Origin of the sequence: Arthrobacter sp. G.S.26, from assembly GCF_050847375.1 — a bacterium.
GTDB lineage: Bacteria > Actinomycetota > Actinomycetes > Actinomycetales > Micrococcaceae > Arthrobacter.
Genome location: NZ_CP193752.1, coordinates 3,230,876 through 3,253,678 on the forward strand (window position 1 = coordinate 3,230,876; position 22,803 = coordinate 3,253,678).

The following is a 22,803-nucleotide window of genomic DNA, read 5'->3' on the forward strand; positions in this document are numbered from 1 at the left end:
GTGACGAGCTCCCCCCGGCCGCTTTCTGGCGGGGATGTTGATGGTGGGTTGAGGTCTTGAAGGAGTCTTGAACTTTTCTTGTTCAGGGATGGGTGCTGGCCTTGAAACTGGGACGGCAAAGTTGTTGTTGTCAGCCGATGGGGCTGGCCCCCACACTCTGCAGGCCGCACGGCCGGCCACCACGAACGGATCACCATCATGGGTCTCAACCTCAAGTCCACCACCGGCAAAGTCCTCGCCTCCACCGCCCTGATCGCCGCCGCAGCATCCGTCGCCGGCCTGGGCACCTACGGCGCCTTCACCTCCACCACCAGCGCCAGCGAAACCGTCGCCTCCGGCACCGTGAACGTCGCCGTCGGCGCCACCGGCACGGCCGCCAACCGCCTCAACGTCGCAGCAACCGGCCTGGTCGCCGGCGACAGCGTCCAGCGCGCAGTGACCCTGTCCAACACCGGCAACCAGAACCTCTCCGCCGTGACCCTGACCACCGTCGCTTCGCCCTCCACCAAACTCGACACGGACACCGTCAACGGCCTCCAGCTGGCCATCGACGCCTGCTCCGTCCCGTGGACCGAGGCCGGCACCACCGCCCTGACCTACACCTGCGCCGGCACCGTCACCTCAGTGCTCGCCCCCCGCCCCGTCGCCGGCGCGAACATGGCCTTGGCCGGCCTGAACTCCCTGACTTCCGCCGCCGCCGACAACCTGCGCGTCACCGTGAACCTCCCCGCCGCCGCGGACAACACCTTCCAGGGCCTCTCCGACACCATCGGCTTCAGCTTCACCGGCACCCAGCGCACCGCCACCAACAAGTAACAGGTCCGCACAGCGGCGCGGATGCCCCCGGGCATCCGCGCCGCACAGTACCACCCCCCAACCCACCCCAGAGCCCGAGGCCACCATGAGCACCCAGACCCTCCCCCAGACCGGACGACGCGCCGCAACCCCCGCCCAGGCAGCTGTCCGGGCCGGAAAGCCGTTGCCGGTCCGGGCAGCGAAGCTGCTGGCCAGGTCCGTTATGGTGGGCATCATGGTTGTCGCCGTGGCCGCGTTCCTCTTCCTCGCCATCGGGCCCCGGGTCTTCGGTTACCAGACCTCCACCATGCTCACCGGTTCCATGTCCCCCCTGATCAATCCGGGGGACGTCGTGGTCAGCGTTCCCACCGCCGTCGCCAACCTCAACACCGGGGACATCATCACCTACCACATCCCCGTTGAGGACCAGCGGATCGAGACGCACCGCATCACCGACGTCACCCGGTCCGGGGAGACCACCACCATCCAGACCAAGGGCGACGCGAACAACGGCGCCGACCCCTGGACCGCCACCCTGGCCGAAGACCACGCGTTCACCACCGTGGCCGTCATCCCGCACCTCGGCGACGCGATCCGCGCCCTCCGCTCCCCCGTGGTTGGCCAGGTCCTGCTCTATGGCGCTCCCACCCTGCTGGTCATCATGCTCCTGGCCAGCATCTGGTCAAAGCCCCAGGAACCCGTCACGGAGGCAACGGCCACAGCTGCTCCGGTGGCCCTCACCCCATGAACCGGGAATCCAGCGGAACCGAATCCCCGGACCGGAAGGCCGACGTTGTGCTGGACAGATCCCTCTTCTTTGACCTCGTGGAACAACTCTCCTCCGAAGCCGGCGCCACCGAATTCGCCACCAGCTTCCTGGCCATGCTCCCCGGACGGGTGCGCGCCATAGAGGAACCCCTCGCCGCCACCAGCATCCAGGCAGCCCGGACCGCAGCCCTCTCGCTCAGCTCCTCAGCAGCCATGATCGGCGCGGAACAACTTGGCCGCGATGCCACGCTCATCAACCAACACCTCAAAAACGGCTCGCTTCAAGCGGCCCGCGACGCCGCGGAACGGCTCGCCGCGGACGCCAAATCCCTCACCACCGAGATCGAGCACCTGCTGGCCGGCGACTAGGACTGTTTATCAGCCGTGAGCGAGGATGGTGTCGATCAGTTGCGCCAGTTCGGGTGCATCGTTCGGAGTAACCGCAGGCCCGGCCTTCACTGCAGTGGCGGCCGCCATGCGGTAACCCGGCAGCGCCGGTTTGTGCGGGATTTTCCTCGTCCTGGCGGGGATGTTGATGGTGGGTTGAGGTCTTGAAGGAGTCTTGAACTTTTCTTGTTCAGGGATGGGTGCTGGCCTTGAAACTGGGACGGCAAAGTTGTTGTTGTCAGCCGATGGGGCTGGCCCCCACACTCTGCAGGCCGCACGGCCGGCCACCACGAACGGATCACCATCATGGGTCTCAACCTCAAGTCCACCACCGGCAAAGTCCTCGCCTCCACCGCCCTGATCGCCGCCGCAGCATCCGTCGCCGGCCTGGGCACCTACGGCGCCTTCACCTCCACCACCAGCGCCAGCGAAACCGTCGCCTCCGGCACCGTGAACGTCGCCGTCGGCGCCACCGGCACGGCCGCCAACCGCCTCAACGTCGCAGCAACCGGCCTGGTCGCCGGCGACAGCGTCCAGCGCGCAGTGACCCTGTCCAACACCGGCAACCAGAACCTCTCCGCCGTGACCCTGACCACCGTCGCTTCGCCCTCCACCAAACTCGACACGGACACCGTCAACGGCCTCCAGCTGGCCATCGACGCCTGCTCCGTCCCGTGGACCGAGGCCGGCACCACCGCCCTGACCTACACCTGCGCCGGCACCGTCACCTCAGTGCTCGCCCCCCGCCCCGTCGCCGGCGCGAACATGGCCTTGGCCGGCCTGAACTCCCTGACTTCCGCCGCCGCCGACAACCTGCGCGTCACCGTGAACCTCCCCGCCGCCGCGGACAACACCTTCCAGGGCCTCTCCGACACCATCGGCTTCAGCTTCACCGGCACCCAGCGCACCGCCACCAACAAGTAACAGGTCCGCACAGCGGCGCGGATGCCCCCGGGCAACCAAGTCCGGTGGGGTTGGGCCCGTCCCGCGTTAGGACAAAACGGACGCAGGCACCAGGCCGTAGCCCACACCGCGCACTGTTCGGATGATCTGCGTTGCGGCCCCGCCGTCACGGATCTTCCGGCGGAGGTTGCCGATATGGACTTCCACCAGGTGCTCGTCGGTGGCCCACTCGTCGCCCCACACCAGCCGCAGCAGGGACTCTTTGGTCCAGACCCGGCGGGGAGCGCCCAGGAACGCGGCCAGCAGGTCGAATTCGGTGCGGGTCAGCACCAGTTCCGTCCCCGCCACCTGTGCTGTCCGGGATTCGGTATCAAGACGGACCACACCGTGAACGGCCGCGCCGTCCGGGACTGCACGCGGATCCGCAGGTTCCGCCGCAGGGGGTTCGCCGGCCGGCTCGGGATCTGAACCGATCCTGCTGGGGCGCGGCCTGCGGAACATCGCCGTTATCCGGGCCGCCAGGGAACGCGGGCTGAAGGGCTTGGTGACAAAGTCATCAGCACCGATCTGCAGCCCCAGAAGCTCGTCGATCTCATCGGCGCGGGCGGTGATCATCACCACGTAGGCGTCGGAGAAGACCCGCAGCCGCCGGCACACCTCCGTCCCGTCAAGGTCGGGGAGGTTCAGGTCAAGGGTGACCAGGTCCGGCTCGTGTTCGCGGATCAGGGCCAGGCCTTCGGCGCCGTCGGCTGCGGCCACCACGTCGAAACCCTGCATGGTCAGCGTCCGGACCAGTAGCAACCGGATGTCCATGTCGTCCTCGACCACCACGGCTTTACGGTTTATCAGTTCACTTCCCATGCCCTTACCCTGCCAGAAAATCCGCCGGGTTTTTCGCTGCACCGCCCCGGCGGGCGTCTTCGAATTGAGGAAACCTTGAACTCCTGCACGGCGGAGGTTGAAACCAGGCAACAAGAATGGACTTAGACGAAAACAACGAAGGGCATCATCATCATGAAGACGAGCAGACCCCCACGCGCTGCACTGCGCCTGCGGCGCCTTCTCGCGGCAGTCGTCGTGGCCCTGTTCCTGGCCGCCACCCCCGCCGTGGCCCAGGCCGCCTTCAACTCGACAGCATCAGCCGCGCTGTCCACCGGAACCTACTCCATTCCCGCTCCGGCCACGATCTCCGGCACCTATTCCTGCGACACCACCAGGCCCTACGGTTCCACCATCAATATCACCGCTTACGGCAAAGTGGCCCGGGCAACGGGCTATAAGCTCACCGTCACAGCACCGGACGGCAGCTCCTCGTCCCAAAACATCCAGGGAAACACCCTTTCCCTGACCAAAAGCTCTACCCTCCGTAACGGCACCTACACGTATGCCCTTGTCGCCATGGTGGGAACCTGGATCGGCGATCCGTACACCGGCACCTACACCTGCTGACCAAGGCTGACCAAGGCTCCACCCGCAGACCGCGGCTGCAAGGCAGCACGGTTGGTGACTTTATGGCGCCGGCGCCGTTGGCTCGGATGACGGGGCCGCTGCCGCCGGCGTTGAGCCTTGGAGGCTTCTCAAATCAATGACCGACCACGCAGCGTAGGGCCGTTCGTTGGGTGCGTTGAAAAGAACTGCATAAGCGCAGACAAAGCGGTAGTCGTTGCTGTTAACCACAAGGCTTTCCTGAACCGACGCGGTTCCTGTTTTGTCGGGACCCGACTCACCCCATTGCAGGACACCGGAACCGGACGCGGATCCCCTGATGTCTGGCCACCTACTGTCGCGGCACAGCGAATCAACGTTCAGGTCTTCGGAAGCCGACGGCCCAATGCCGTAGATACGAAGCAGCATTTTTTCGGTGCTTCGCAAAGCCGGCGCTTTTGCCTCCGAGGTGACGGTTACCGCCCCTGAGGGGGATTTCACAGCCGACAGGGACAAGCTGGGCATGTCCCGCGAGTGAAGACTCTCCGTGCCGGTGCGGAGCACGTTGATCATCCCCACGACGACCAGGAGCGCAGAGAACACGGTGACCACGCTTGTCAGCGTGGTTGCCCAGGCCCGGCGGCCGGATAGCTTCACCAGGAGAAGAATCACCGGGAGGGCGGCACCCACAATGACAAGCCCTACCGCCCAGGCGACGCCGTCAGGATCGTTGCGGACCATCCTGCGTAAAAGATCCTGCTCGATACCCAGCCCCGCGAAGATCGAGACGACAACTGCCAATGCAGCTGAGACAGCAACCCATACTCCAGGGGGCGGTGTAGCACCCGCGGAAGCGCCAGCTTTCTGTTCCATGATCGATTCACCCATGAATCCCAGGAAAGAAGAAGCAAATTGCGGCTATTTTGTGGTTCCGCGGTCCGTCATGTGGGGCCGTAAGGGAACTTTTCAAGACGGACCTCAGGCAGCCGCTGCCCGGAAGGGGCGGCTAGCCGGGAGGGGCCGCGTCAGCCGACGCCGCGGACGCTGTTGTTCCGCTTGTCGTGCGTCAGTTCGGCCAGGCCCAGCGCTTCAAGGAGCGGCGGCAGGTACATACCGAAGCGTCCCCGGTAGCCCTTGCGGAGCCCGTACCAGCCACCCACCGGGTTGGCGGGGTCGCGGCCCCAGGCCTCCACGGTGCCGTCGGCTGCCGGCTTGTTTTCGTCTGCGGCCCCCAGATGCACCCAGTCGCCCTGCTCGATCAGCCAGGCATGCAGGTCCTCCACGGCCCGGAGCTGGTACTTCAGGGTGGTGGATCCCACCTGGCACACCAGTGCCGGCGGGTCGGAGTCAGGATCGCGGTACATCGTGTACGTCGAGGACCCGGGGGCTGTCGCCAGGGTCCAGGGGTCAGTTTTGGTTCCGTCGGCCATGATGATCCTGTTCCAGTGAGTGCGGGCTATGGCGCCAGCGTAGTGCCGGTCCGTGTAGGGGAAAAGGCCAGGCTCAGTCCGCCGGGCGGCAGGACCCGGCCGGCCCGTAGCTGAGCCAATCCGGGAGCGCTGCGGTGAACGCCTCGCGGACGGCCGGGGTGTTGGTCACCGTCCAGTCCACCCTGCCGTTGACCTCCACCTCGGTCTTGTCCCATTCGAACCAGTTGATCATCTTCAACTGCGGGTACGCGGTGGCCAGGGCGGGGTTGAACAGCTGTTCCCACCACGCTTTTTTGATGTCCATTTCTGCGGCCCCGCCGGCGGCCGGCGCGTACAGGGCAGCAGTTTCCGGGATGGCCACGGGCTTGCCGTGCTCCGTCCCGTACACAGCGTAGAAGTCCGGGAGCAGGCTGTCGTCGCCGTTGGCCCCCACGTAGGAGCCGCTGAGCTGGTCCGTGAACTTGTTGGGCTCGGGCAGTTCGTTTTCGCCCCACGGGTAGGTGGCGCCCCAGTGGTACAGGGACATGCCCACCCAGTCCACCGCGGCGTCGCCGGGGTAATACGGGGCGTAGGAATCGTCCGCCATGGTGAGGGCGCCGTCGTCGTCCGTATCCAGGGCGTCGAATTCCGGGGTCCCGGGCTTGGCCTCGAACGTGCCGCCGGCAAACGGGTAGCCGCCGGCATAGTTGGGCGCCCACATCATGGCGGAGGCCGGCGCCACCTTATGGACGGCGTCCGCCATCCTGGTGAACGCCGCCTTGTAGGCCAGGGGCTGCTGCGCCCAGGGGTACCAGGAACCGTTCATCTCGTGCGCGAAGCGGACAATAACCGGCACACCGTCCGCGTTGAAGGCGGCCAGGTCATCGGCGAGCGCCGCTACCGCCTCATCCGTGACGGCGCCCAGGCCGTTCATGGGCTCCAGGGTCAGCAGCATCATCTGCCCGTCCGCGCGGATCTGGTCCGCGGCGTGGGCCAGGTCCGTCTTCTCCTGGGCGGTGTAAGGGAAGCCGGCGAAGGAGACGCTGACGGCCGGCTTGTGGCCCAGGTCCGCGGCGTACTGGGCCAGGGGTTTGTTGTGCAGGTCCAGGTTCACCCCGAATAAAGCGCCCGACGCCGGCACCAGGCCTGCGCGGTCCGGCGCCACACACGCGGGCAGGGTGGGCCCGGCAGCCTTTTCGGCCTCGTCCCGGGCGTTGATCCCGGAGACAATGCTGGCCGTCCCGATCCCTGCGGCCACCACAAACGCGACAGCCGGAAGGACAAAGCCGCGCAGGCTGCGGCGCTCCGGTGCTGAGCCTGGAGTTGAGATGTCGGGTGTATCAGGTGACATACGACGGTGGACCTTCCTGACCTGCGGGTTTACCTCACTTTACGTGGCCGGGCCGCAGGATCCGGGTAGTGGCCCGGGTACTTGCCGTGGCGTCCCGCAGAAAACTCGAGTACTCACTACTCGTGTGGGGGCTCCGGGCCCGCAGCTAAGTTTTGCTGGAGGGTTTAGCCGCATCCGTGGTTTGAAAAATCGTGAAATCGGGGGCAGGAAAATGGGAGTTCGGCCGGCAATTGTCAAAGAGCGGGCCCTGCGGGTAGTGGCTGATGCCGAACCCCAGGCGGAGATCCTCACCATGCCTGCGGCCCATGCCGCGTACCTGCTGGACCTGCTGACCGGCACCGAGACCGTCCAGGACTCCCTGCGGAAACTCACCCAAGCTGCGGCGCACGCCATCAGCGGACTGGCCGGCGTCGAGATCGACTGCGCCGCCACACTGAACCGGGACCGGCGCCCCGCCATGATCTCAGCCAACAACCGACGGGCCGCAACTCTCGCGGCGTTGGAAGACGGCGGGCCCATGGCGGACGCGCTTGGTTCTGCCGGGTCCGTGGTGGTGGGAACGTACGGCGGATCCCTGGCCGTCCCCGTCCGGCTGGACGAAACCTCATCCTGCGCCCTGACACTCCTGGGCCCTGCAGGATTCCAGTTCTCCCCGGAAGTGGTGACGGAAGCCCACCGGTTCGCCGCCGTTGCGTCGCAGAGCCTCAAACTTGCCATCGAAGTCCATGGGATCCGGGCTGCCGGGGACAACCTCAAGGCAGTCCTGGAAGCCCGGAAATCCATCGATGTGGCGTGCGGGGTGATCATGGCCCAGACGCGGTGTTCCTACCCGGACGCCTTCAGCAAGCTTGCCAGCGCCTCCCGCCATCGCAACCTGCACGTCCGCAGCGTGGCGGAAGGGGTCCTCAAGGACCTCCCCGCCACCCAGAGGGGCAATCCGGGACGTTAGTCCTGTAGCGATCCGGTTTGCCCCTCTGACCCACCGCCCGTTTCCTGCGCCCGCGGCACCACTAACAGGGCAGGCTTCCCCTATGTCAGCACCGGGGTCAGCGCCGCCACCGCAAGGGCCAGGCCGTGCATGGCCACGCCGGCCGCGGCCCAGCTCTCCGCCCGCACCAGGTGTTCCAGCTCGGTGGACAGGCCGGCCAGCTGCCGGGCACCCACCATGGTGGAGGTGACTTTCAGGCTCAGAACCCTGTCCATGGCCGCCTCGAAGTCCTGCGCCGCGACGGCGTGGCTGATGCTGTCCATGCGGACCGGCAGCAGCTCGCGGTACCCATCCAGGAAGGCCGCAGCCCCGGCGGGGTCGCCCAGCTCCTCACCCAGTTCGCGCAGGCAGGCCGGGTCCAGGACCGGCAGGCAGGCGCTCATGCGGCCCACCGGCCGTCGTCGTGATACTCGGCTTCAAGCCCGTGCGGGGTCTTCTCCCACTTGTGCGGGCTGGTGAGCATCTGCCAGGCGGCGCGCCAGGCGGCCACCGCGTGCAGCACCCAGTACGCGGGGTTGAGCAGGGCGAAGATGGCGATGCGCCAGCCGTGCCGGCGCCAGGTGGCGATGCCGGACACCAGGATCATCAGCAGGTTGCCGAACAGCATGGACACCACTCCTCCCCACAGCAGCCACTGCGGCAGCACCAGGCCCACAAAGTTGTAGCCCACGTACGTGACGATGGTGAACCCGAGGACCAGCGGGTAGGCCAGGAAAGCCAGGGGTGTGCCCAGGATCAGGCCCAGGAAGCCAACGGCGCCGGGCACCCCGGTGCGCCGGACGTAGCGGATGGAGTTGCGGGTGTTGACGGCGGCGGTGATCATGTAGCCCTTGATCCAGCGGGTGCGTTGTTTGATCCAGGCCGGAACCTGGGAGCAGGCTTCCTCCCAGGTGGTGGAGTTGATGACGCCCACCCGGTAGCCTTCCACGGCGGCGCGGAGCCCCAGGTCGGCGTCCTCGGTGACGTTCCACGGGTCCCAGGCCCCTACGAGCTTCAGCAGCCGGGTGTCGAAGTGGTTGGATGTCCCGCCCAGCGGCAGCGGAATCCCGGACCGGTCAAGGCCGGGCAGCATGGAATCAAACCAGTGGGTGTACTCGATGGTGAACAGCCGGGTGAGGACGTTCTGGTCCGCGTTGAAGTAGTTCAGCGCGGCCTGCACGCAGATCAGCGGCTTCTTGGAGGTTTCCAGGTAGCGCCGCTCGAAGGCGTCCTGGCGGAAGGCGGCAATCGCGGCCCGCAGCTGCCCCGGGTCGGGGCGGTCCTCGGCGTCGTAAATCACCACGTACTCGCCCCGAGCGAAGGTGAGCCCGTAATTGCAGGCCCGCGGCTTGGTCTGCGGGTCGCCGCGGGGCACCACCAGGATCCGGACGTATTCGGGCGGCCGGGACCGTTTCGCGGCCTCGATGGTCTCGGTGTCGTCCTCCTCCAGCAGCACCAGGACGTCCAGTTTGGAGCGCGGGTAGTCCAGCTGCCCCAGGTTGGTGAGGAGCTTGTCGATGATGTTGGCCTCGCGGAACACCGGGATCAGGATGGTGTACACGGGCAGGTCGCCGTCGGCTATCCGCTCGGCTTCCGCCGGGGGCAGCCCCCGCTGCAGGAGTTCCCGGGCCTGGGCCTTGGCTGCCGCGCGGTCGTGCAGGTAGTCGAACGGCTGGCGGAGGCTGGCTACGCTTTTGAAGCCGATGCTCACCAGGAACACCACGTTGACGGCCGTGAGCAGCACAATGGCCGTCAGCTGCGGCGCCAGCACCAGCCCGGTCAGGAAAACTGACAGCAGCACCGCCGGGAGCCAGCGCTGCCAGCGGTTCAGGGCGGTCCGGGCGGAGTCGTTGGGCTGTTCCTCAGCCAGCCGCTCGGCGGATTCGTAGAGCAGGTGGTTGCGGAAGGCCCGCTGGATGGAGTGGTTGATGTCCCAGTCCGTGGTGGTCCGGAACTCCACGGCCTCCGCGCCGGTGATGCGCAGGGCAGCCTGCCGGATGTCCTCGGTGGGTTTGACGGCGGTGGCCACGGTCAGGACGCCGTCCGCCAGGTGCCACGGCAGCCAGCCGGGTTCGGAGACCTCATCGAAGTGCAGCTGTTCCAGCAGGGCGTCGTCGGACGGGTGCGCCACCAGGTCCACCAGCGGCGCGTCCCACTGCTCGGCCAGGACCTGGTACACGTGCCGCCGGTTCAGGCCCGTTTCCAGGATGATGTGCCGGCCCAGGAGGCCGCCCTCCGTGCGGGCACGGAGGAGCGCGCGGTCCAGCTGGGCCGTGGTGATCAGCCCCGCCTCGAGCAGGGTCTGGCCCAGTGCCAGGGACTGGGGGCCCATGCCGGATAGGTCGGTGGGCCGGTCAACTGAAGGTGCTGCGTGGCGGGGCATCAGTCCGTGGACCTTTCGTAGATCCGGTGGGTGGGGCTGGAAAACACCACGGAGTACCGGGAATTGAAGGTGGGGTCGGCGCTGATGGCCTCGTAGGCCAGGTCCGTGAAGCCGGAATCCTGCGGCCCCGCGCCGGCTTCCACATTGACGAACACCCATTCCGCGTAGCGGGCAGGGTCCGCCAGGGCCGGGGCAAAGTGGTCCCCGGAGGCCCGGTTGTAGATGTTGTGCAGCGGGATGCCCATGGTGGGCAGCACGGCGTTGCCGCGGGCGCTCTCATCCATCAGGATCCCGCCACCGGTGTAATGCGCCTTCAGCCAGCGGGCGGCGGCGAACGAGTGGGTGTTGGACACGTGGGACATGTTCCCTTCCGCCAGGATGGCCAGCCGGCCGGTGGGGTCCTGCAGCCACCACACGTTTTGCAGGGCGAGGGCCAGGAGGAGCGCGCCGGCAAGCCAGGGACGCGTCTGACGCCGGCGGGTCACCTGATGCACAAAGGCCGCCACCAGGACCGCCACCAACGGAAGCGCGGTGAGGGCGAAGCGGTTGTTCCACCAGGTGCTGGGGAGGGAATGGTCGTTGTTGATGGCGGTTTGCCCCAGGAACAGGCTCACCAGGGCGAACGCGTAGGCACTTCCGGTCACGGCGATGAGCAGGGTGCTGGTGGCCAGGCCCCGGCGGAACACCACCACCACGGCGCCGCAGGCAGCTGCGGCGAGGACCGCGATCCCCATCGTTTCCAGCAGGGACCAGTGGAAGGTCCACAGGGTCAGGCCCAGGTTGCCCTTGGTGGGCAGCAGGCCGCCGTCGGTGATGTTTTTCTGCTGGGCGTAGGCGGAGTACTGGCCAAACATAAACTCCAGCGGGCTGCCGTAGATGGCCCAGTTGTAGGAGAGCCACCAGAGCACGGCAGCGGCAGGCACCATGGCGTAGCCGGCGGCCATGGTGATGGCCTCCCGCCATTGCCCGGAGCGGCGCATTTCCGCCACCAGGACAAAAATGGTGCCGGTGAGGACCAGGGCCCAGCCTTCGTAGCGGGACAGGACCGCGGCGCCGGAGGGGATGCCGGCGAAAACAGCCAGTTCGCCGGCGCTCATCCGGCGCCGGCTGGTGGCCCAGTGCGCCAGCCCGGCCATGCCGGCCACCAGGCACATCAGCAGCACGGGCTCGGTCAGGGCGGTGGTGTAGGTGTACAGGATGGCCGGGTTGGCCAGGAGCACCAGGACCGCAGCAAGGCGGCCGGACCGGCCGTAGCCCAGGCGCGCCGCGATTCGGTACAGGCCCGAGGCAGTGGCGGCAAGAGCCAGGATGCCCAGCAGGCCGGCACCCCAGCCGCTGCTGAACATCCACAGGTTCACCACAAAGGGCATCAGCAGCAGGTGCGGCACGGGCAGCCAGACGGTGCCAAGCTGCTCGAAGCCCGGGGATTTGCTGTCGAAGACGCGGCGGGCGATGGTGAGGTGGCTTTGCCCGTCCGAGTAGTCCAGGTTGCTGCCGTTGCCGGTGGTGTACAGGCAGGCCAGGAAGCCAATGGCCGCGGCGGTCACAGCGATGACGGCGGTGCCGGGGACGTGGCGGCCGCGGACCGGTTCGCCGAGTGCGGCCCACCACCTGAGGTGGCGCGCTGCCCGCTCCCCCGCGATGGCAGGTTCCGCCTGACGGTCAGCCGCCAGAAGGTCAGCTGCCATGGGTGGGCTCTGCCGCCTCGACGGCCTGGGCCGCCTTGGCATCGGCGAACGCGGCTGCCTGCCGGCGGTGCCGGCGGCGGAGCAGGATGCGGCCCAGGAAAGTCAGCGCCAGGATGCCCGCGGCGGCGGCAATCCACAGCGCCAGTGGCCGGTACCCGTCCGTCACTTCGGCTTGGGGCGTGACGGCGTTGGTCTCGAGCAGCACCGGGGCGCCAGTGGTCTGGGTGACCAGCAGGTTCCGGGAGAGGGCGCTCCAGCCGCCGTCCTGTTGCTGGACAAAGGATGCCAGGCCGGCCTGTAGGGTGCCGGTGGGTGTGCCGGACTGGGCGGCGCCGGGGGCCCAGCCGCCCAGCAGCAGCAGGTTGCGGCCGTTGTGCTCGAAGGCCTCCAGCACGCCGTAGGGGGCGCTGGTGCCGACGCCGAATTCGATGTCCCGGGCGGCCACGCTGCGGAATTCGGCGAGGCGGAGCGGGGCGGCGGCCTTCTCCGCGGTTGCGGCGGTGGCGCCCACCAGGAGCCCGGAGTTGCTGGAGTCGAGGAGCGCGGTGGGGTCGGTGAGGCTGATGTCCAGGAGCGTGGCGGAGTCGCGCTGCAGGGCTGCGGTGAGTGCAGCGGCGTTGACGGTGTTCTCCTGAGGTGAGGCGCCGTCGTCGAACGCTACGGGAAGGCTGCCGCCCAGCACCTGGGGGAAGCGGGCGAAGCCGGGCTTGACGGAGTGGCCCCGCTCGCCGGTGAGTTTGCTGCCCGTGGTGTCCACGGTCAGTTCCATGGGGAGCAGGCCGGCGGGGCCGGAGCAGTCGCCGCCGGCGGGCAGCGCGGTGAGGCGCAGGCGCAGGCCGTTGCGGGCCTGGATCTGGCCGGCAGGCACGGCGGCGGTGATGTCGAAGGTGTCGCCGTCCAGGGTCTGGGAGCTGAGCAGGTAGTCGTTCCAGTACACGGAAAGGCTGGCCTGGCCGCCGGTGGGGATGGCGGTGTGGGTGCCGCGGATCTGCGCGGTCCACGCGGAGACGGGGCCGCCGAACTGGGACTGGCTGATCCCCAGGTAGGCTTCCTGCGTTCCGTAACCGGCCAGCCGGATGCCGGTGGCGCCAAGATCGGCCAGGGTCTGTTCGGGTCCGGCGGCGGCGGGTGCGGCCGCGGTCATGCCGGTGACGGTGCCGGAGTCGGCCAGGGCTGCCTGGGGGCTGGCCAGCGCCTGAGCTGCGGTGCGGAGTTCCTCGCCGGAGCCGCTGATGGCCAGGGCGGGGCGGCCGGCTTCGGTGGTCAGGGTGGTTCCGGCGGCACCGGTTCCGGCGCTGATGGTGATGATGCGGGATCCGCTGGGCGCGTCGGCGGCGGCGGCTGCGAGGTCTGCGGCGGGGAGCACGGTGACGGCGGCGTTGGGGTAGCGGTGGGTCATGGCGGCGGAGGCGGAAAGGATCGCGGCGGAGACGTCCGACGCCGGATCGGCCGGCACCGGGATGAACACGGCGGGAACGGACGGGGCCAGGAAGCCGGCCACCGTGGTGGGGAGCGTTTCGGTCCCTGCGGTGGCGAGGGCCACGTTGCTGAGGGTGGCGCCGGAGCCGGCGGCGGTGCAGACGTCACGGACGGCGGGCAGATATTCCAGGCCCAGGACCACCTCGTTTCCGGAGACGTCTGCCGGGGTGAGCGGTGCGTCCAGGGCGAGGGCTGCAGCGGCGGGGGCTTCGAGCAGAACCCGGCCCCGGGCGGTGACGCGGATGGTCCCGGCGGTCTGGCTGGGAGCTTCGATGGTGCCGGTGACGCGGGTGGGCTGCAGGCCGGCGAGAACCGGGATGGTGAGCAGCTGCGCGGCCTGGCCGGGGAAGGAGGAGACAGAGCCGAGGTTTCCGGCGGCCCGGGTGGCGGCCTGCTGCGCGGCGCTGCCACCGGTTGCCGGGGCAGGCGCGGGCTGCGCCGCGCTGGCTGCTGTGGAGGAGAAGACAGTGCCGGCAACAAGGAGCGCGGCGCAGGAAAGGGTCAGGCCTCCGGCCCGGATATGTGAGAGCATCCGTCCAGCCTGCCGGGGCAACTTCAAGGTAGTGCTGCAGCTGCACTCAAGGTTGCGTCAAGATCCGCTCAACATCCCGGGGTTGGCCGGTTGACGCGCTATCTTGTGCGGCGTCGCGGTCCGCTGGCGCTGATGCGGTCCGGGCCGTCAGTGGCGGGACTTGGCGCGGATTATGCCGACGGCCACTAGGGCCATCACTCCGAGGGAACCCAGCATGCCGCCCAGTGCCATTGCGTATTCGGTGATGTCCATGCCCTGCTCCGTCCGATTGGTGATGACGTCAAGCTATGGGGCGAAGCTCAGGGTTTTGCGGAGGAAGGGTGCCGAATTGGGTCAAGATCAGTGGGGGTACCGGGTTTTGAAGGCCACGGCAGTACGGAACCTTCGGCTACGTACGGCCCCGAAGCTCTGTCGATGAAGTCAGCGTTCGTGCCCCCACAGTTGTCTTTGTAGGAACAGAATGGGCAGAGCCCGGACACGCTCGACCCGTTAGGGAGCGGAGCGCTCCGTGCCCGCGGCTGGTTCCACTGGATGAACGGCTTCTCAGGTGCGCAGAGCAAGGGTCTGAAACTTCTGCGAACTCTGGCGTTGGCGGTCAGCGGTGGGACCAGCTGCTCGCTCGCTTCACACCGGACGTCGTGGCGTACGCGCCAACCTCATCATCATTGGCCCACTAACGACATCGGTGCTGGCCGGATGGTCGCGCATATCGTTGCTGACGGAGAATCTACGCTGGCCCTTCCCCTGTGAATCGGTGCCCGCGTGGCAGTTCAAATGATCCGCCCCGCTCCACCGTCGCCACAACCGCCAGGCGAGCCATCGTGGACGAGGTCAACAGGTGGAACGGGGACCTGGCATCTACCGCCCTGTCGTGGTTGGCATTGACACGTGGACGCCACTTCTCGACCCCGCAACAGGCTGGCCCATCTACGGAGCAACCCTCGACGGCATCCGCTATTTGATAGCCGGGTCGGCCATCAGGGAGGCCAACGCTGACGCAATTGCGCCGGTAATCGCAGTGTCACGTTGCCCGCTCACGTCGTTCTCGAAAGATGCCCGCCGCTGCATCGACAACCCTGCATTTCTCAGCGCAGGGGCTGGGTGGGCGTCGGCATCGGGTGGTGCGACAATTACCTACCCCCTGCTGACCGCGGCAACGGAAATAACGCCGAAATCGGCATCGCAGGCAACACGTCACTGACCGCGATCTTGGGGATAACCCGGGTGTGAAGTACGGGGAGGGTTTTTGTTTCCGCCGGTGACATCGTGAAAGCATCTGCGAGAATCAAGGGGTCGTGGCTGATGTTTACAGGGCGGGTCCACCTCCGGCGCACCGGTGTTGCCAGTGCAGCAGCTCGACGCTGCGGGACCGTACTAAAAAGGCATAATCGCTCTACCCGGCATCTAGCGAGTGGGAGGTGACGCAGCCGACTACGAGTAACGCCAGCCCGATGCCGATGCGGGTGTCCGGGGAAATTTTGCTGACAACGTTCCGCTCGGCGGTAGAGGCTGCGCGTGTGCAGCTTCGCATATACCTTGGCTGGATCGGGGCCACCGTCGTTCATGTGGAGTTCTCGGACCTCCCCGTCCTCAAGGACGCGGTGGCAACTGCGGCGCATCCAACTGGTGACCTAAAATGTTCGGGCAAGCGTCGGGGCGCCGTCCGCTCTCCGTTGGGAGGCCAACGAGCTCGTTCTACCTGACGCCACGGCAGTCTCCTCATGGTCGGACGGGAACCCAGGTACGCGCTTGGGCACCCGACCGCAGGAAACCGACCAGTTGTCCGCGCACTGGCAGGCAATTGCGCCGTGAAGTCTGACGGCGTTGATGACCCCCTCTATAACATCGCCGTCCCCGCGTACCGCTCCCGCGCTGTCGTCTACCGGGTCATGGCGGATGCACCCACTACAAATCACGGGCTCATTTCCTCAGGTTCATCTGGGGGTACAGACGCCACACACGTCGGCCTGCTTTGGCTGACCTCGACTGGAAGGGTCGCTTCGCACTACACAGAACCCGCAACGCCACCGGTGCAAGCACTGGCACCCGGAGAGTTCGCGTCCTCATCATGAGGAACACAACCGGTGACGCACGCACCGAACAGGACGGCACCCAGCTGAACGTCTCAGCCGGTGCGGCTACCACGGATCAGCTGGGCGCGGTTGAGCAAGGCCGTCGAACGACAGCATACATCCGCATCCAGGTCGCGGACATCTGCTTCGCGAATAATCTGAGCGATTCTGAGATGGATGCTGTGCTGGCCGCACTCCAGACACAGAACGCCGCACTCTTGGCGCTCGAGAAAGCGAGGCGTACGCGTTAGTCGGGAACGATGCGTGCACCTCGGTTACTTCGTCTGCGCGGCTGCCTTGATGGCGGCAGCCACATACGGTCCGACCGTCCGCGAGTACGTCGCGGTCATGTGTGCGCCCTCATCTGCGTAGACGTGAGCGTTGCCAATGACAGACGGGCACCAGTCAGCGTCGCAAAAATAAGGGCTAATGACACCGATTCCTACTCCTCCGATGTTCCTGCCCAGTTCGGCCATAAGATCCGCTTTCATCCCCACTGTGGGGACGCCGCATCGGGTCGCCTTGACGTCGAAGTTGGCAGCCGTTGAGCATGCGATCGCTTCCGGAGTCGTGGTCGGGACGTCCTCCATGATCACGACTTTCGCTCCTGTTTTCTGCACTTGGTGGACGGCTGTCCTCACTGCTCCAGTGTCGACAGCCTTCCTGCGCGATACGGAAACAACAACGATGTCATAGGGCTTACCCTGCGTCAGCGCCGGGAGCAGGGCAGCGCCGGCGGTTGCACAGGCCTCGGCGGGCGCTATCGTCAAGGTGCAGCCGTTGCCAAAGTATGAATCGATGGCCCATTTTTCGGCGTCAGCGACGGATTCCAAGCCTGGCATTAGATGGCGTGCATGGCTATCCCCAACCACTGCCACACGCACGGCGCCTTTCAGCTTGCTTCCATAGGCGCAGGAGTCGAGGGGCTGATCGCCGGCGTTCGTCCAGCAGTACGCTTTCGCGTCCTTCGCAGGGGCCTGCGGGTAAACGGCATTGCCGATGTTCTCGCTGGTGCATCCCGTCGCCGCGTCACGGGCGGGGGCGCCGAGACAGCGAGCCATTAGCTCATTCATAGCCTTCTCTGCCGCTACGCGCTCCGCGACCTTCTCCTGCGCGGCCTCGATCCGGGCGACCTGCTCCTGGCTAATAGGCTCCGCCTTCACCGGACGCAAGGCCATAATGATCACCAGCACAGTTGCTACAGCGAGAATGCCGAGCCCGGCGAACTTCCAGAAGGCCAGTGATTTCAGCGCGCGCAAAGTTCTCCCATGAATGAGCCAGAAATTAGCTTCATGATACCCGGCTCGGCAGGGGCCAACGACACCGGGTATGCACCCTCGTGCTCAACTTAAAACTCGGGAAATCTATCGGTAGCCGTCCACAATCGCCGCTGCAATCTCCTTGTACGCACGCTTCGTTTCGGGCTTCAGAACGTCCAGCGTGACCAGGTCACCATCCGCCACCCCGCGGTCATGCGGTACAGCGATAAGTTCGCGGCAGATTCCTGAGAGGTGCTCCTCGATGGCGTCCTTGTCCACACGGGAAGAGACTTCGTCCTTATCGGTGATGACCACAATGGCGTTCCTGGCGAGTTCCGCGTAGCCGTGGCTGGCCAACCAGTGGAGGGTGCTGCGGGCGCGCTTGGCACCGCTGACAGCGTACCCCGCAGCGATCACTAGGTTGTCGGCGGACTGCAGGATGCCGCTCATAGCGTTGTGGGTAACGCCCGTCCCGCAGTCGGTCAGCGCAACCGAGTAGTAATTGGAAATGAGTTTCCTGATGCGCAGGTACTCCTCCGCGGTAAGGGAGTCCGAGACCTCCGGATCCTGTTCCCCGGCAATCAGGTGTAGCCTGCCAGCGTGATGCATATATCGGGCCAACGACGTCAGCGAATCCACTGAATCGATGTTCTCCAGCAGATCAGAGATGGTCCGGGGGCTGGACTGCTGGTAGAGACCCTCGCCCAGGGCGCGCTCCACCAGGTCGCCGGAATCGGGATTGGCGTCGATGGCACAGGGCGCGTCGCCCCGGTATTCCGCCAGTGTCAGCCCGACCCCAACTGTGGTGGACGTTTTGCCAATGCCGCCCTTGAGGCTGAGGACAGCCGTGTTGTAGCTGCCCTGCAGCTGGCGGGAGATCCGCTTTGCCAGCTCATCTTCCTGGCGCTGTTTTGATCCGGGACCCAGGTTCCAGGATCCACCCGTCATCGCATAGATGGCGCCCCGCACTCCACCCACGGGCCGGGGCTTCTGCTCTTTGACGAAGAGGCCCGGCGAGCTGATGAAGTCGGGCATCGGGCTGCCGGCAATGGTCTCAGCCACGGTGGGCCGGGCACGGCGGAACGAGGGGGTTTCGGGTAGGGCCTCGCCGGCTTCACCGGTAATTGCAGTGGTGATGGTCGGTTCAACAAACCCAGCAGACGCTGGTCGGCGGGTTGGCGCCGGCACAGTGGTGGACGGTTTGGCCGCGTCGGCTGCTGCTGCCGCTTCCGCCCATGAGGTCCGCCTGCTTTGCGGCTTGGAGTTGGCTTGGCTTGCGGGGTCCGGTGTGGCGGCTGGCATGGTTCCTGTCCGGGCATCCGTTGGCTTGCTGTCGCCGCGACGGAGGTCTCGGCGACGGCGCGGCGACGGCTGCCCTGCATGTTCTACATGGGCGCGTGCGTTCTGATCCGCCGGATCGGGCATGTCTGGTCCCCCAAAACGTTCGGCAAGAATTACTGCAGCACTTGGTTCAGTGAGTAAGTCTAAGTGGTTTGGGGCGGCAGGAACTTTAGGGACGGAAAAGGGCTGCCGCTACGACTGCTGCAGTAAGGACAAGCAGGACGGCCAAGGTCGTGTACGACACCCAGCGTGGGCGGCGTTTATGCGGATTAATGTCAACGTACGGCATGACTAACGGCGGTTACCTCTGTAGTCGAGTGGAGCGGAGACGCGGACGGCACGGCGCTTGAGCCGCAGCATCTGATGAAGGATAACGAACGGCACCAGTAGCGTCCCGAGCAGAGCGAACAGGGCCAAGGCGTAGTCTGATAAAGCCACGTGAATCTCCACTAGTAAGGGTGCTTTCTCTGTTGCGACTTAACCATGCACCCTGAGGATTGACAAATCGTGTCAAGGAAATGGCTGGGTAGGTCACGGGCACCCGTACCAAGGGATGGACCCCAGCCTTCAGGACTCGCGGCGGATTTCCTGCAATCGTTTGATGAACCAGCGGGACTGTTCCGGGCCGTAAGGCAGCACGGGGATGGCCTTGGTGGCGTCGGACGGGGTATCTCGGATGGACTGGGTGGCCTGGCGCACGGCCGTGGTCATGGTGTTGGCCATGGTTTTCACGAACTGGTCGCTGCAGGGCTGGCCGTGGCCGGGAATCAGGAATTCGTAGCGCAACCGCAGCGCAGAGATGTGGCGGAGGGAATCGGCCCATTCCTCCGGAAAGGCGTCCTCGAAGGACGGGTGCGCGCCCTGCTCCACGAGGTCGCCGACGTAGAGGGTGGTGGACGTGCCGACCAGGAGGTCGCCGTCGGTGTGGCCACGGCCCAAGTAGAAGAGGGTGGCCGTGGTCCCGCCGAGGTCCACCAGCACCGGCTGGTCGCGCACAATGGCGTTGGGCACCACGAGTTCCACGTTGGCGCCATCGCCAGTGGACATTTCCGGTTCCAGGGTACCCACGTAACGGCGCTGCAGGTCCCCGCGTTCGTCGATCTCCTTGGCGCAGTTTTCGTGCGCCCAGAATTCGGTCACGCCCTCTGCCGCAAATACCGAATTGCCGAAGAAATGGTCGTAATGGGCGTGGGTGTTGACGACGACGAGCGGCAGTTGGGTTTTCTCCCGCACCGCGTCGAGGATCTCCCGCCCCTGCCGAGGCCCGCAGCCGGTGTCGATCACCATGGCCCGCTCGGATCCCACAATCAGTCCGGTGTTCAGCAGGGATCCTTCGGTGACCAGCACATAGTTGTCCGCGCCGACTTCGAGCCATTCCGACATTGTTACTCCGTACCTCCGGCAAATCAGGTTGCGTTCGTCTGGCGTCGATTCTAACCATGGAGCCTTGGAGTTTCCGGGAGGCGGAGCGGGTACGACGGCGGAACGCGGCCGCCGCCGGAAACCTCGACCCAGTGGCGGGACACACATATCCCCGGCCCTGCGGCAGAATGAGGAGCATGGGGAAACAAGAGGCTACAGCGTCGCAGAGTCAGTACGTCCAACTAGGCAACTGGGACGTCACAACTTCCCTCCTCGAAAAGCCAGGCGTCTCCTGGCAGGACGCAATAGCTGACTGGTTCCCCACCGGCAGCCTGCCCCCGCGAAGCCGGGAACACCTTCCGCTGAAGGGCTGGCGCGTCCTGGACACGTCGAGGTCCGACTGGTCTGAAGAAGTAAATATCCTCGGCGCTCCCTCCACCGAGGAACCGGGCCGCTGGGTCCTGGTGCAGCTGTCCCGGCATGAGACAGGGAACCAAATCACGTCGCCGGCTGTTTTCCGTCCTCTTCCTGTCCAGGAGGTACGCCGGCAGGGTCTGCGGCTCGGGTGGTCAAGGCCGGAGTTCTCCATGGCCTGCGGCGGCTCTCCTGACATTACGGTTGTCCTGGTGAATGAATCCGACATCCACCGGGAACCCGTGGAAGAGGACGATTCCCACGTCCAGGGCCTAGTGCTTGACCTGTATGGCCAGCGCATCGGAGACGGCTCGTTTGTCCACGGAATGGCTCCTCCGATTCCGGAGCTTGGTCCCGGTCAGCGGGTTGAACTACCTGCCTGCCGTAACAATCCCGAACTCACCGGCCTGCCAGCGGGTGAATACCAGCTCGCGGCCATCCTGACGTCTCTCAACCTGCGCGCGGAGGGATCTGCCAGGCTCACCATCCGGTGACGGCTCAAGAGGACCGGGTACTGGATGCGAACGGAAATGTTTACCGTCCGGAAACTTTCCGGGAGGTACTATCTGCCTATGGGGACAAAACAACATCAGAGCTTCTGCGCCTTTTGCGCGAAGATCACGAACCACGTGACCCGCTACCAGAAGTCCGACGCCGGCGGCACCTTGGTTGCCAGCGTCCAGTGCTTTGAGCACGCGGAGAGGCCCCTCCGGAGTTAATGGGGAGCAGCTCCCGTCGTCGCTGATACCAGCAGCCCGGATGGCCGAACCAACTGGGCCACCAGTACAGCGTCAGATGTCTGCCAACACTGATCCAGGGTTCTCGATGGCGTCGGCGACAAAGCGCAGGAAACCGCCGGCCGTTCCGCCGTCGCATACACGGTGGTCAAAGGTCAGGGTCAGCTCTGTCACTTTACGTACTGCTAGCTCACCGTCAACCACCCATGGCTTGTCGATGATGCGGCCCACGCCAAGGATCGCCACCTCGGGATGGTTGATGATGGCCGCGGACCCGTCCACGCCGAACACGCCGTAGTTGTTGAGCGTGAAGGTCCCACTGCCCAGCTCGGAGGGTGTTGCTTTGCCTTGCCGGGCGACGTCGGTGAGCCGCCGGATTTCCGTATCCAGCTCGCGGGCCGTCAGTTTTTCTGCGGCACGGACCGAGGGAACCACCAGCCCGCGATCCGTCTGAGCAGCGAACCCTAGGTTGATTCCCTCAAAGGCAACGATCTCCTGGGCGCCGTCACCGGTTGTTTCAATGCGGGTGTTGAGCTCCGGGTACTTTTTCAACCCGGCCACCACAAACCGGGCAATGAATGCCAGAAGGCCGGGCGCGTGCTCGCCGCCTTTTTTCAATCCGGCGCGGAGTTCCACCAGGGCGGTGGCGTCCACATCAACCCAGACGGTGGCTTCCGGGATCTCGGACCGGCTGCGCGCCATGTTGGCCGCGACGGCTTTCCGCACGCCCCGCATCGGCGTTCGGGACACAATTCCGAGCCCGGTCCGGCTGTCGGCGTAAGCGCCTCGGCGTTGCGCGGGCTCCGGTTCAGACGGCGCTTCGACAGCTACCGGGGGCTTGGTGATGACCGCTTCAACATCCTTCCGCATGATGATGCCGCTGTCGCCGGTCCCCTGCACGGCGCCGAGGTCCACGCCATGTTCTTTCGCCATGCGCCGGACCAGCGGCGAAATCACCGCGCCAAGCTTGCCCGGCACGCGGCTGCGGAGCAGCAGCAAGTCATCCACGGCCTTTTCCGCCAACGCGCGGGAATCGTCCTGCGCAGTGTCTGTGGCACCAGACTCGGCGGCCTCGGGTTCAACGAGGGACAGCTTCCGCGGCCGGGTGCGGCGGGCCGTTCCGCTGCCGCCGGGAGTGCCGTAGCCGATCAGGACGTTGCCTGACCCGGCCTTTTCTTCTTCCCGGTAAACCTCTGCCTCCGCCTCGGCGGTTGTCCCGGAAGGCTCAACCGCAGCATCGCCCAACTCGGTTTCTTCCGGTTTTACGGCCGGAACTTGCGGAACTCCGATGGGCGTCACGGAAATCAGCGGCTTGCCCACATCCAGGGTCTCCCCCGGCTTCCCGTGGAGCACTGCCACCGTGCCGGCGTAAGGCGATGGCACCTCGACCATGGACTTGGCGGTCTCCACCTCGGCGATGGGCTGGTCCACACGGATCTCATCCCCCACCGCAACGAGCCAGTTCACCAGTTCGGCTTCGGTGAGGCCTTCACCGAGGTCGGGGAGCAGGAAGACTTTGGTTTCGCTCATG

General features: G+C 66.0%; 20 protein-coding genes. 8 read left to right on the top strand and 12 right to left on the bottom strand.

Annotated elements, in window-relative coordinates:
• The first annotated feature begins 198 nt into the window (after positions 1-198).
• The 4 genes from ACRB8A_RS14865 (at position 199) to ACRB8A_RS14880 (ending at position 2,874) form a co-directional block, all read left to right on the top strand.
• The gene (locus ACRB8A_RS14865) at positions 199-816 is read left to right on the top strand and encodes a TasA family protein (protein ID WP_432244982.1); all 618 of its coding nucleotides are present in this window, start codon (positions 199-201) and stop codon (positions 814-816) included.
• Between the two features lie 85 nt (positions 817-901).
• A complete protein-coding gene (locus ACRB8A_RS14870) occupies positions 902-1,543 on the top strand; it encodes a signal peptidase I (protein ID WP_285241980.1) in 642 nt (213 codons plus the stop codon).
• Positions 1,540-1,932 carry an Hpt domain-containing protein gene (locus ACRB8A_RS14875; protein ID WP_285241981.1) on the top strand — a complete coding sequence of 131 codons (393 nt, stop codon included), beginning with the start codon at positions 1,540-1,542 and terminating at the stop codon, positions 1,930-1,932. Before ACRB8A_RS14870 ends, ACRB8A_RS14875 begins: the two co-directional genes overlap by 4 nt.
• A gap of 324 nt (positions 1,933-2,256) precedes the next feature.
• Positions 2,257-2,874: a TasA family protein gene (locus tag ACRB8A_RS14880; protein ID WP_432244982.1), complete on the top strand. Its 618-nt coding sequence runs from the start codon at positions 2,257-2,259 to the stop codon at positions 2,872-2,874.
• 66 nt (positions 2,875-2,940) lie between these two features.
• Here ACRB8A_RS14880 and ACRB8A_RS14885 read toward each other — a convergent pair whose 3' ends face one another.
• Complete coding sequence (locus ACRB8A_RS14885) at positions 2,941-3,714, bottom strand: response regulator transcription factor (RefSeq protein WP_432244983.1); 774 nt, start codon at positions 3,712-3,714, stop codon at positions 2,941-2,943.
• A 153-nt stretch (positions 3,715-3,867) separates the two neighbouring features.
• Here ACRB8A_RS14885 and ACRB8A_RS14890 point away from each other — a divergent pair, with 153 nt between their 5' ends.
• Positions 3,868-4,302 carry a hypothetical protein gene (locus ACRB8A_RS14890; RefSeq protein WP_285240482.1) on the top strand — a complete coding sequence of 145 codons (435 nt, stop codon included), beginning with the start codon at positions 3,868-3,870 and terminating at the stop codon, positions 4,300-4,302.
• Between the two features lie 60 nt (positions 4,303-4,362).
• Here the strand turns inward: ACRB8A_RS14890 and ACRB8A_RS14895 are convergent, their stop codons facing one another.
• The 3 genes from ACRB8A_RS14895 to ACRB8A_RS14905 form a co-directional block, all read right to left on the bottom strand.
• Positions 4,363-5,166, bottom strand: coding sequence for a hypothetical protein (locus ACRB8A_RS14895; RefSeq protein ID WP_285240481.1), 804 nt, complete (start codon positions 5,164-5,166; stop codon positions 4,363-4,365).
• A gap of 137 nt (positions 5,167-5,303) precedes the next feature.
• Positions 5,304-5,708, bottom strand: coding sequence for a DUF6855 family protein (locus ACRB8A_RS14900; protein WP_432244984.1), 405 nt, complete (start codon positions 5,706-5,708; stop codon positions 5,304-5,306).
• 73 nt (positions 5,709-5,781) lie between these two features.
• A complete protein-coding gene (locus ACRB8A_RS14905) occupies positions 5,782-7,038 on the bottom strand; it encodes a glycoside hydrolase family 26 protein (protein ID WP_432244985.1) in 1,257 nt (418 codons plus the stop codon).
• A gap of 211 nt (positions 7,039-7,249) precedes the next feature.
• On the opposite strand from ACRB8A_RS14905, the gene ACRB8A_RS14910 reads away from it, so the two are divergent.
• Positions 7,250-7,987, top strand: coding sequence for an ANTAR domain-containing protein (locus ACRB8A_RS14910; RefSeq protein WP_432244986.1), 738 nt, complete (start codon positions 7,250-7,252; stop codon positions 7,985-7,987).
• Positions 7,988-8,067: 80 nt separating this feature from the next.
• Here the strand turns inward: ACRB8A_RS14910 and ACRB8A_RS14915 are convergent, their stop codons facing one another.
• From ACRB8A_RS14915 to ACRB8A_RS14930, 4 genes are read right to left on the bottom strand one after another with little or no spacing between them, the layout of a single operon-like run.
• Positions 8,068-8,409, bottom strand: coding sequence for an Hpt domain-containing protein (locus ACRB8A_RS14915; RefSeq protein ID WP_432244987.1), 342 nt, complete (start codon positions 8,407-8,409; stop codon positions 8,068-8,070).
• Positions 8,406-10,388 (bottom strand): glycosyltransferase family 2 protein, encoded by a 1,983-nt coding sequence (locus ACRB8A_RS14920; protein ID WP_432244988.1) that lies wholly within the window; start codon positions 10,386-10,388, stop codon positions 8,406-8,408. The genes ACRB8A_RS14915 and ACRB8A_RS14920 overlap by 4 nt, the downstream gene beginning before the upstream one ends.
• Positions 10,388-12,076: an ArnT family glycosyltransferase gene (locus ACRB8A_RS14925; RefSeq protein WP_432244989.1), complete on the bottom strand. Its 1,689-nt coding sequence runs from the start codon at positions 12,074-12,076 to the stop codon at positions 10,388-10,390. The genes ACRB8A_RS14920 and ACRB8A_RS14925 overlap by 1 nt, the downstream gene beginning before the upstream one ends.
• Positions 12,066-14,087, bottom strand: coding sequence for a hypothetical protein (locus tag ACRB8A_RS14930; RefSeq protein WP_432244990.1), 2,022 nt, complete (start codon positions 14,085-14,087; stop codon positions 12,066-12,068). Before ACRB8A_RS14930 ends, ACRB8A_RS14925 begins: the two co-directional genes overlap by 11 nt.
• Before the next feature lie 2,068 nt (positions 14,088-16,155).
• Here ACRB8A_RS14930 and ACRB8A_RS14935 point away from each other — a divergent pair.
• Positions 16,156-16,410: a hypothetical protein gene (locus tag ACRB8A_RS14935; protein WP_432244991.1), complete on the top strand. Its 255-nt coding sequence runs from the start codon at positions 16,156-16,158 to the stop codon at positions 16,408-16,410.
• A gap of 24 nt (positions 16,411-16,434) precedes the next feature.
• On the opposite strand, the gene ACRB8A_RS14940 is transcribed toward ACRB8A_RS14935, so the two are convergent.
• From ACRB8A_RS14940 to ACRB8A_RS14950, 3 genes are all read right to left on the bottom strand, one after another.
• Complete coding sequence (locus ACRB8A_RS14940; RefSeq protein WP_432244992.1) at positions 16,435-17,418, bottom strand: SGNH hydrolase domain-containing protein; 984 nt, start codon at positions 17,416-17,418, stop codon at positions 16,435-16,437.
• Between the two features lie 105 nt (positions 17,419-17,523).
• Positions 17,524-18,720 (bottom strand): MinD/ParA family ATP-binding protein, encoded by a 1,197-nt coding sequence (locus tag ACRB8A_RS14945; RefSeq protein WP_432244993.1) that lies wholly within the window; start codon positions 18,718-18,720, stop codon positions 17,524-17,526.
• Between the two features lie 606 nt (positions 18,721-19,326).
• Positions 19,327-20,142, bottom strand: coding sequence for an MBL fold metallo-hydrolase (locus ACRB8A_RS14950; protein WP_432244994.1), 816 nt, complete (start codon positions 20,140-20,142; stop codon positions 19,327-19,329).
• Between the two features lie 176 nt (positions 20,143-20,318).
• Here ACRB8A_RS14950 and ACRB8A_RS14955 point away from each other — a divergent pair, with 176 nt between their 5' ends.
• On the top strand, positions 20,319-21,029 hold the full coding sequence (locus ACRB8A_RS14955; protein ID WP_432244995.1) for a hypothetical protein: 711 nt from the start codon (positions 20,319-20,321) through the stop codon (positions 21,027-21,029).
• A gap of 297 nt (positions 21,030-21,326) precedes the next feature.
• Here the strand turns inward: ACRB8A_RS14955 and ACRB8A_RS14960 are convergent, their stop codons facing one another.
• Positions 21,327-22,802, bottom strand: coding sequence for a dihydrolipoamide acetyltransferase family protein (locus ACRB8A_RS14960; protein ID WP_432244996.1), 1,476 nt, complete (start codon positions 22,800-22,802; stop codon positions 21,327-21,329).
• Position 22,803: the final 1 nt, after the last annotated feature.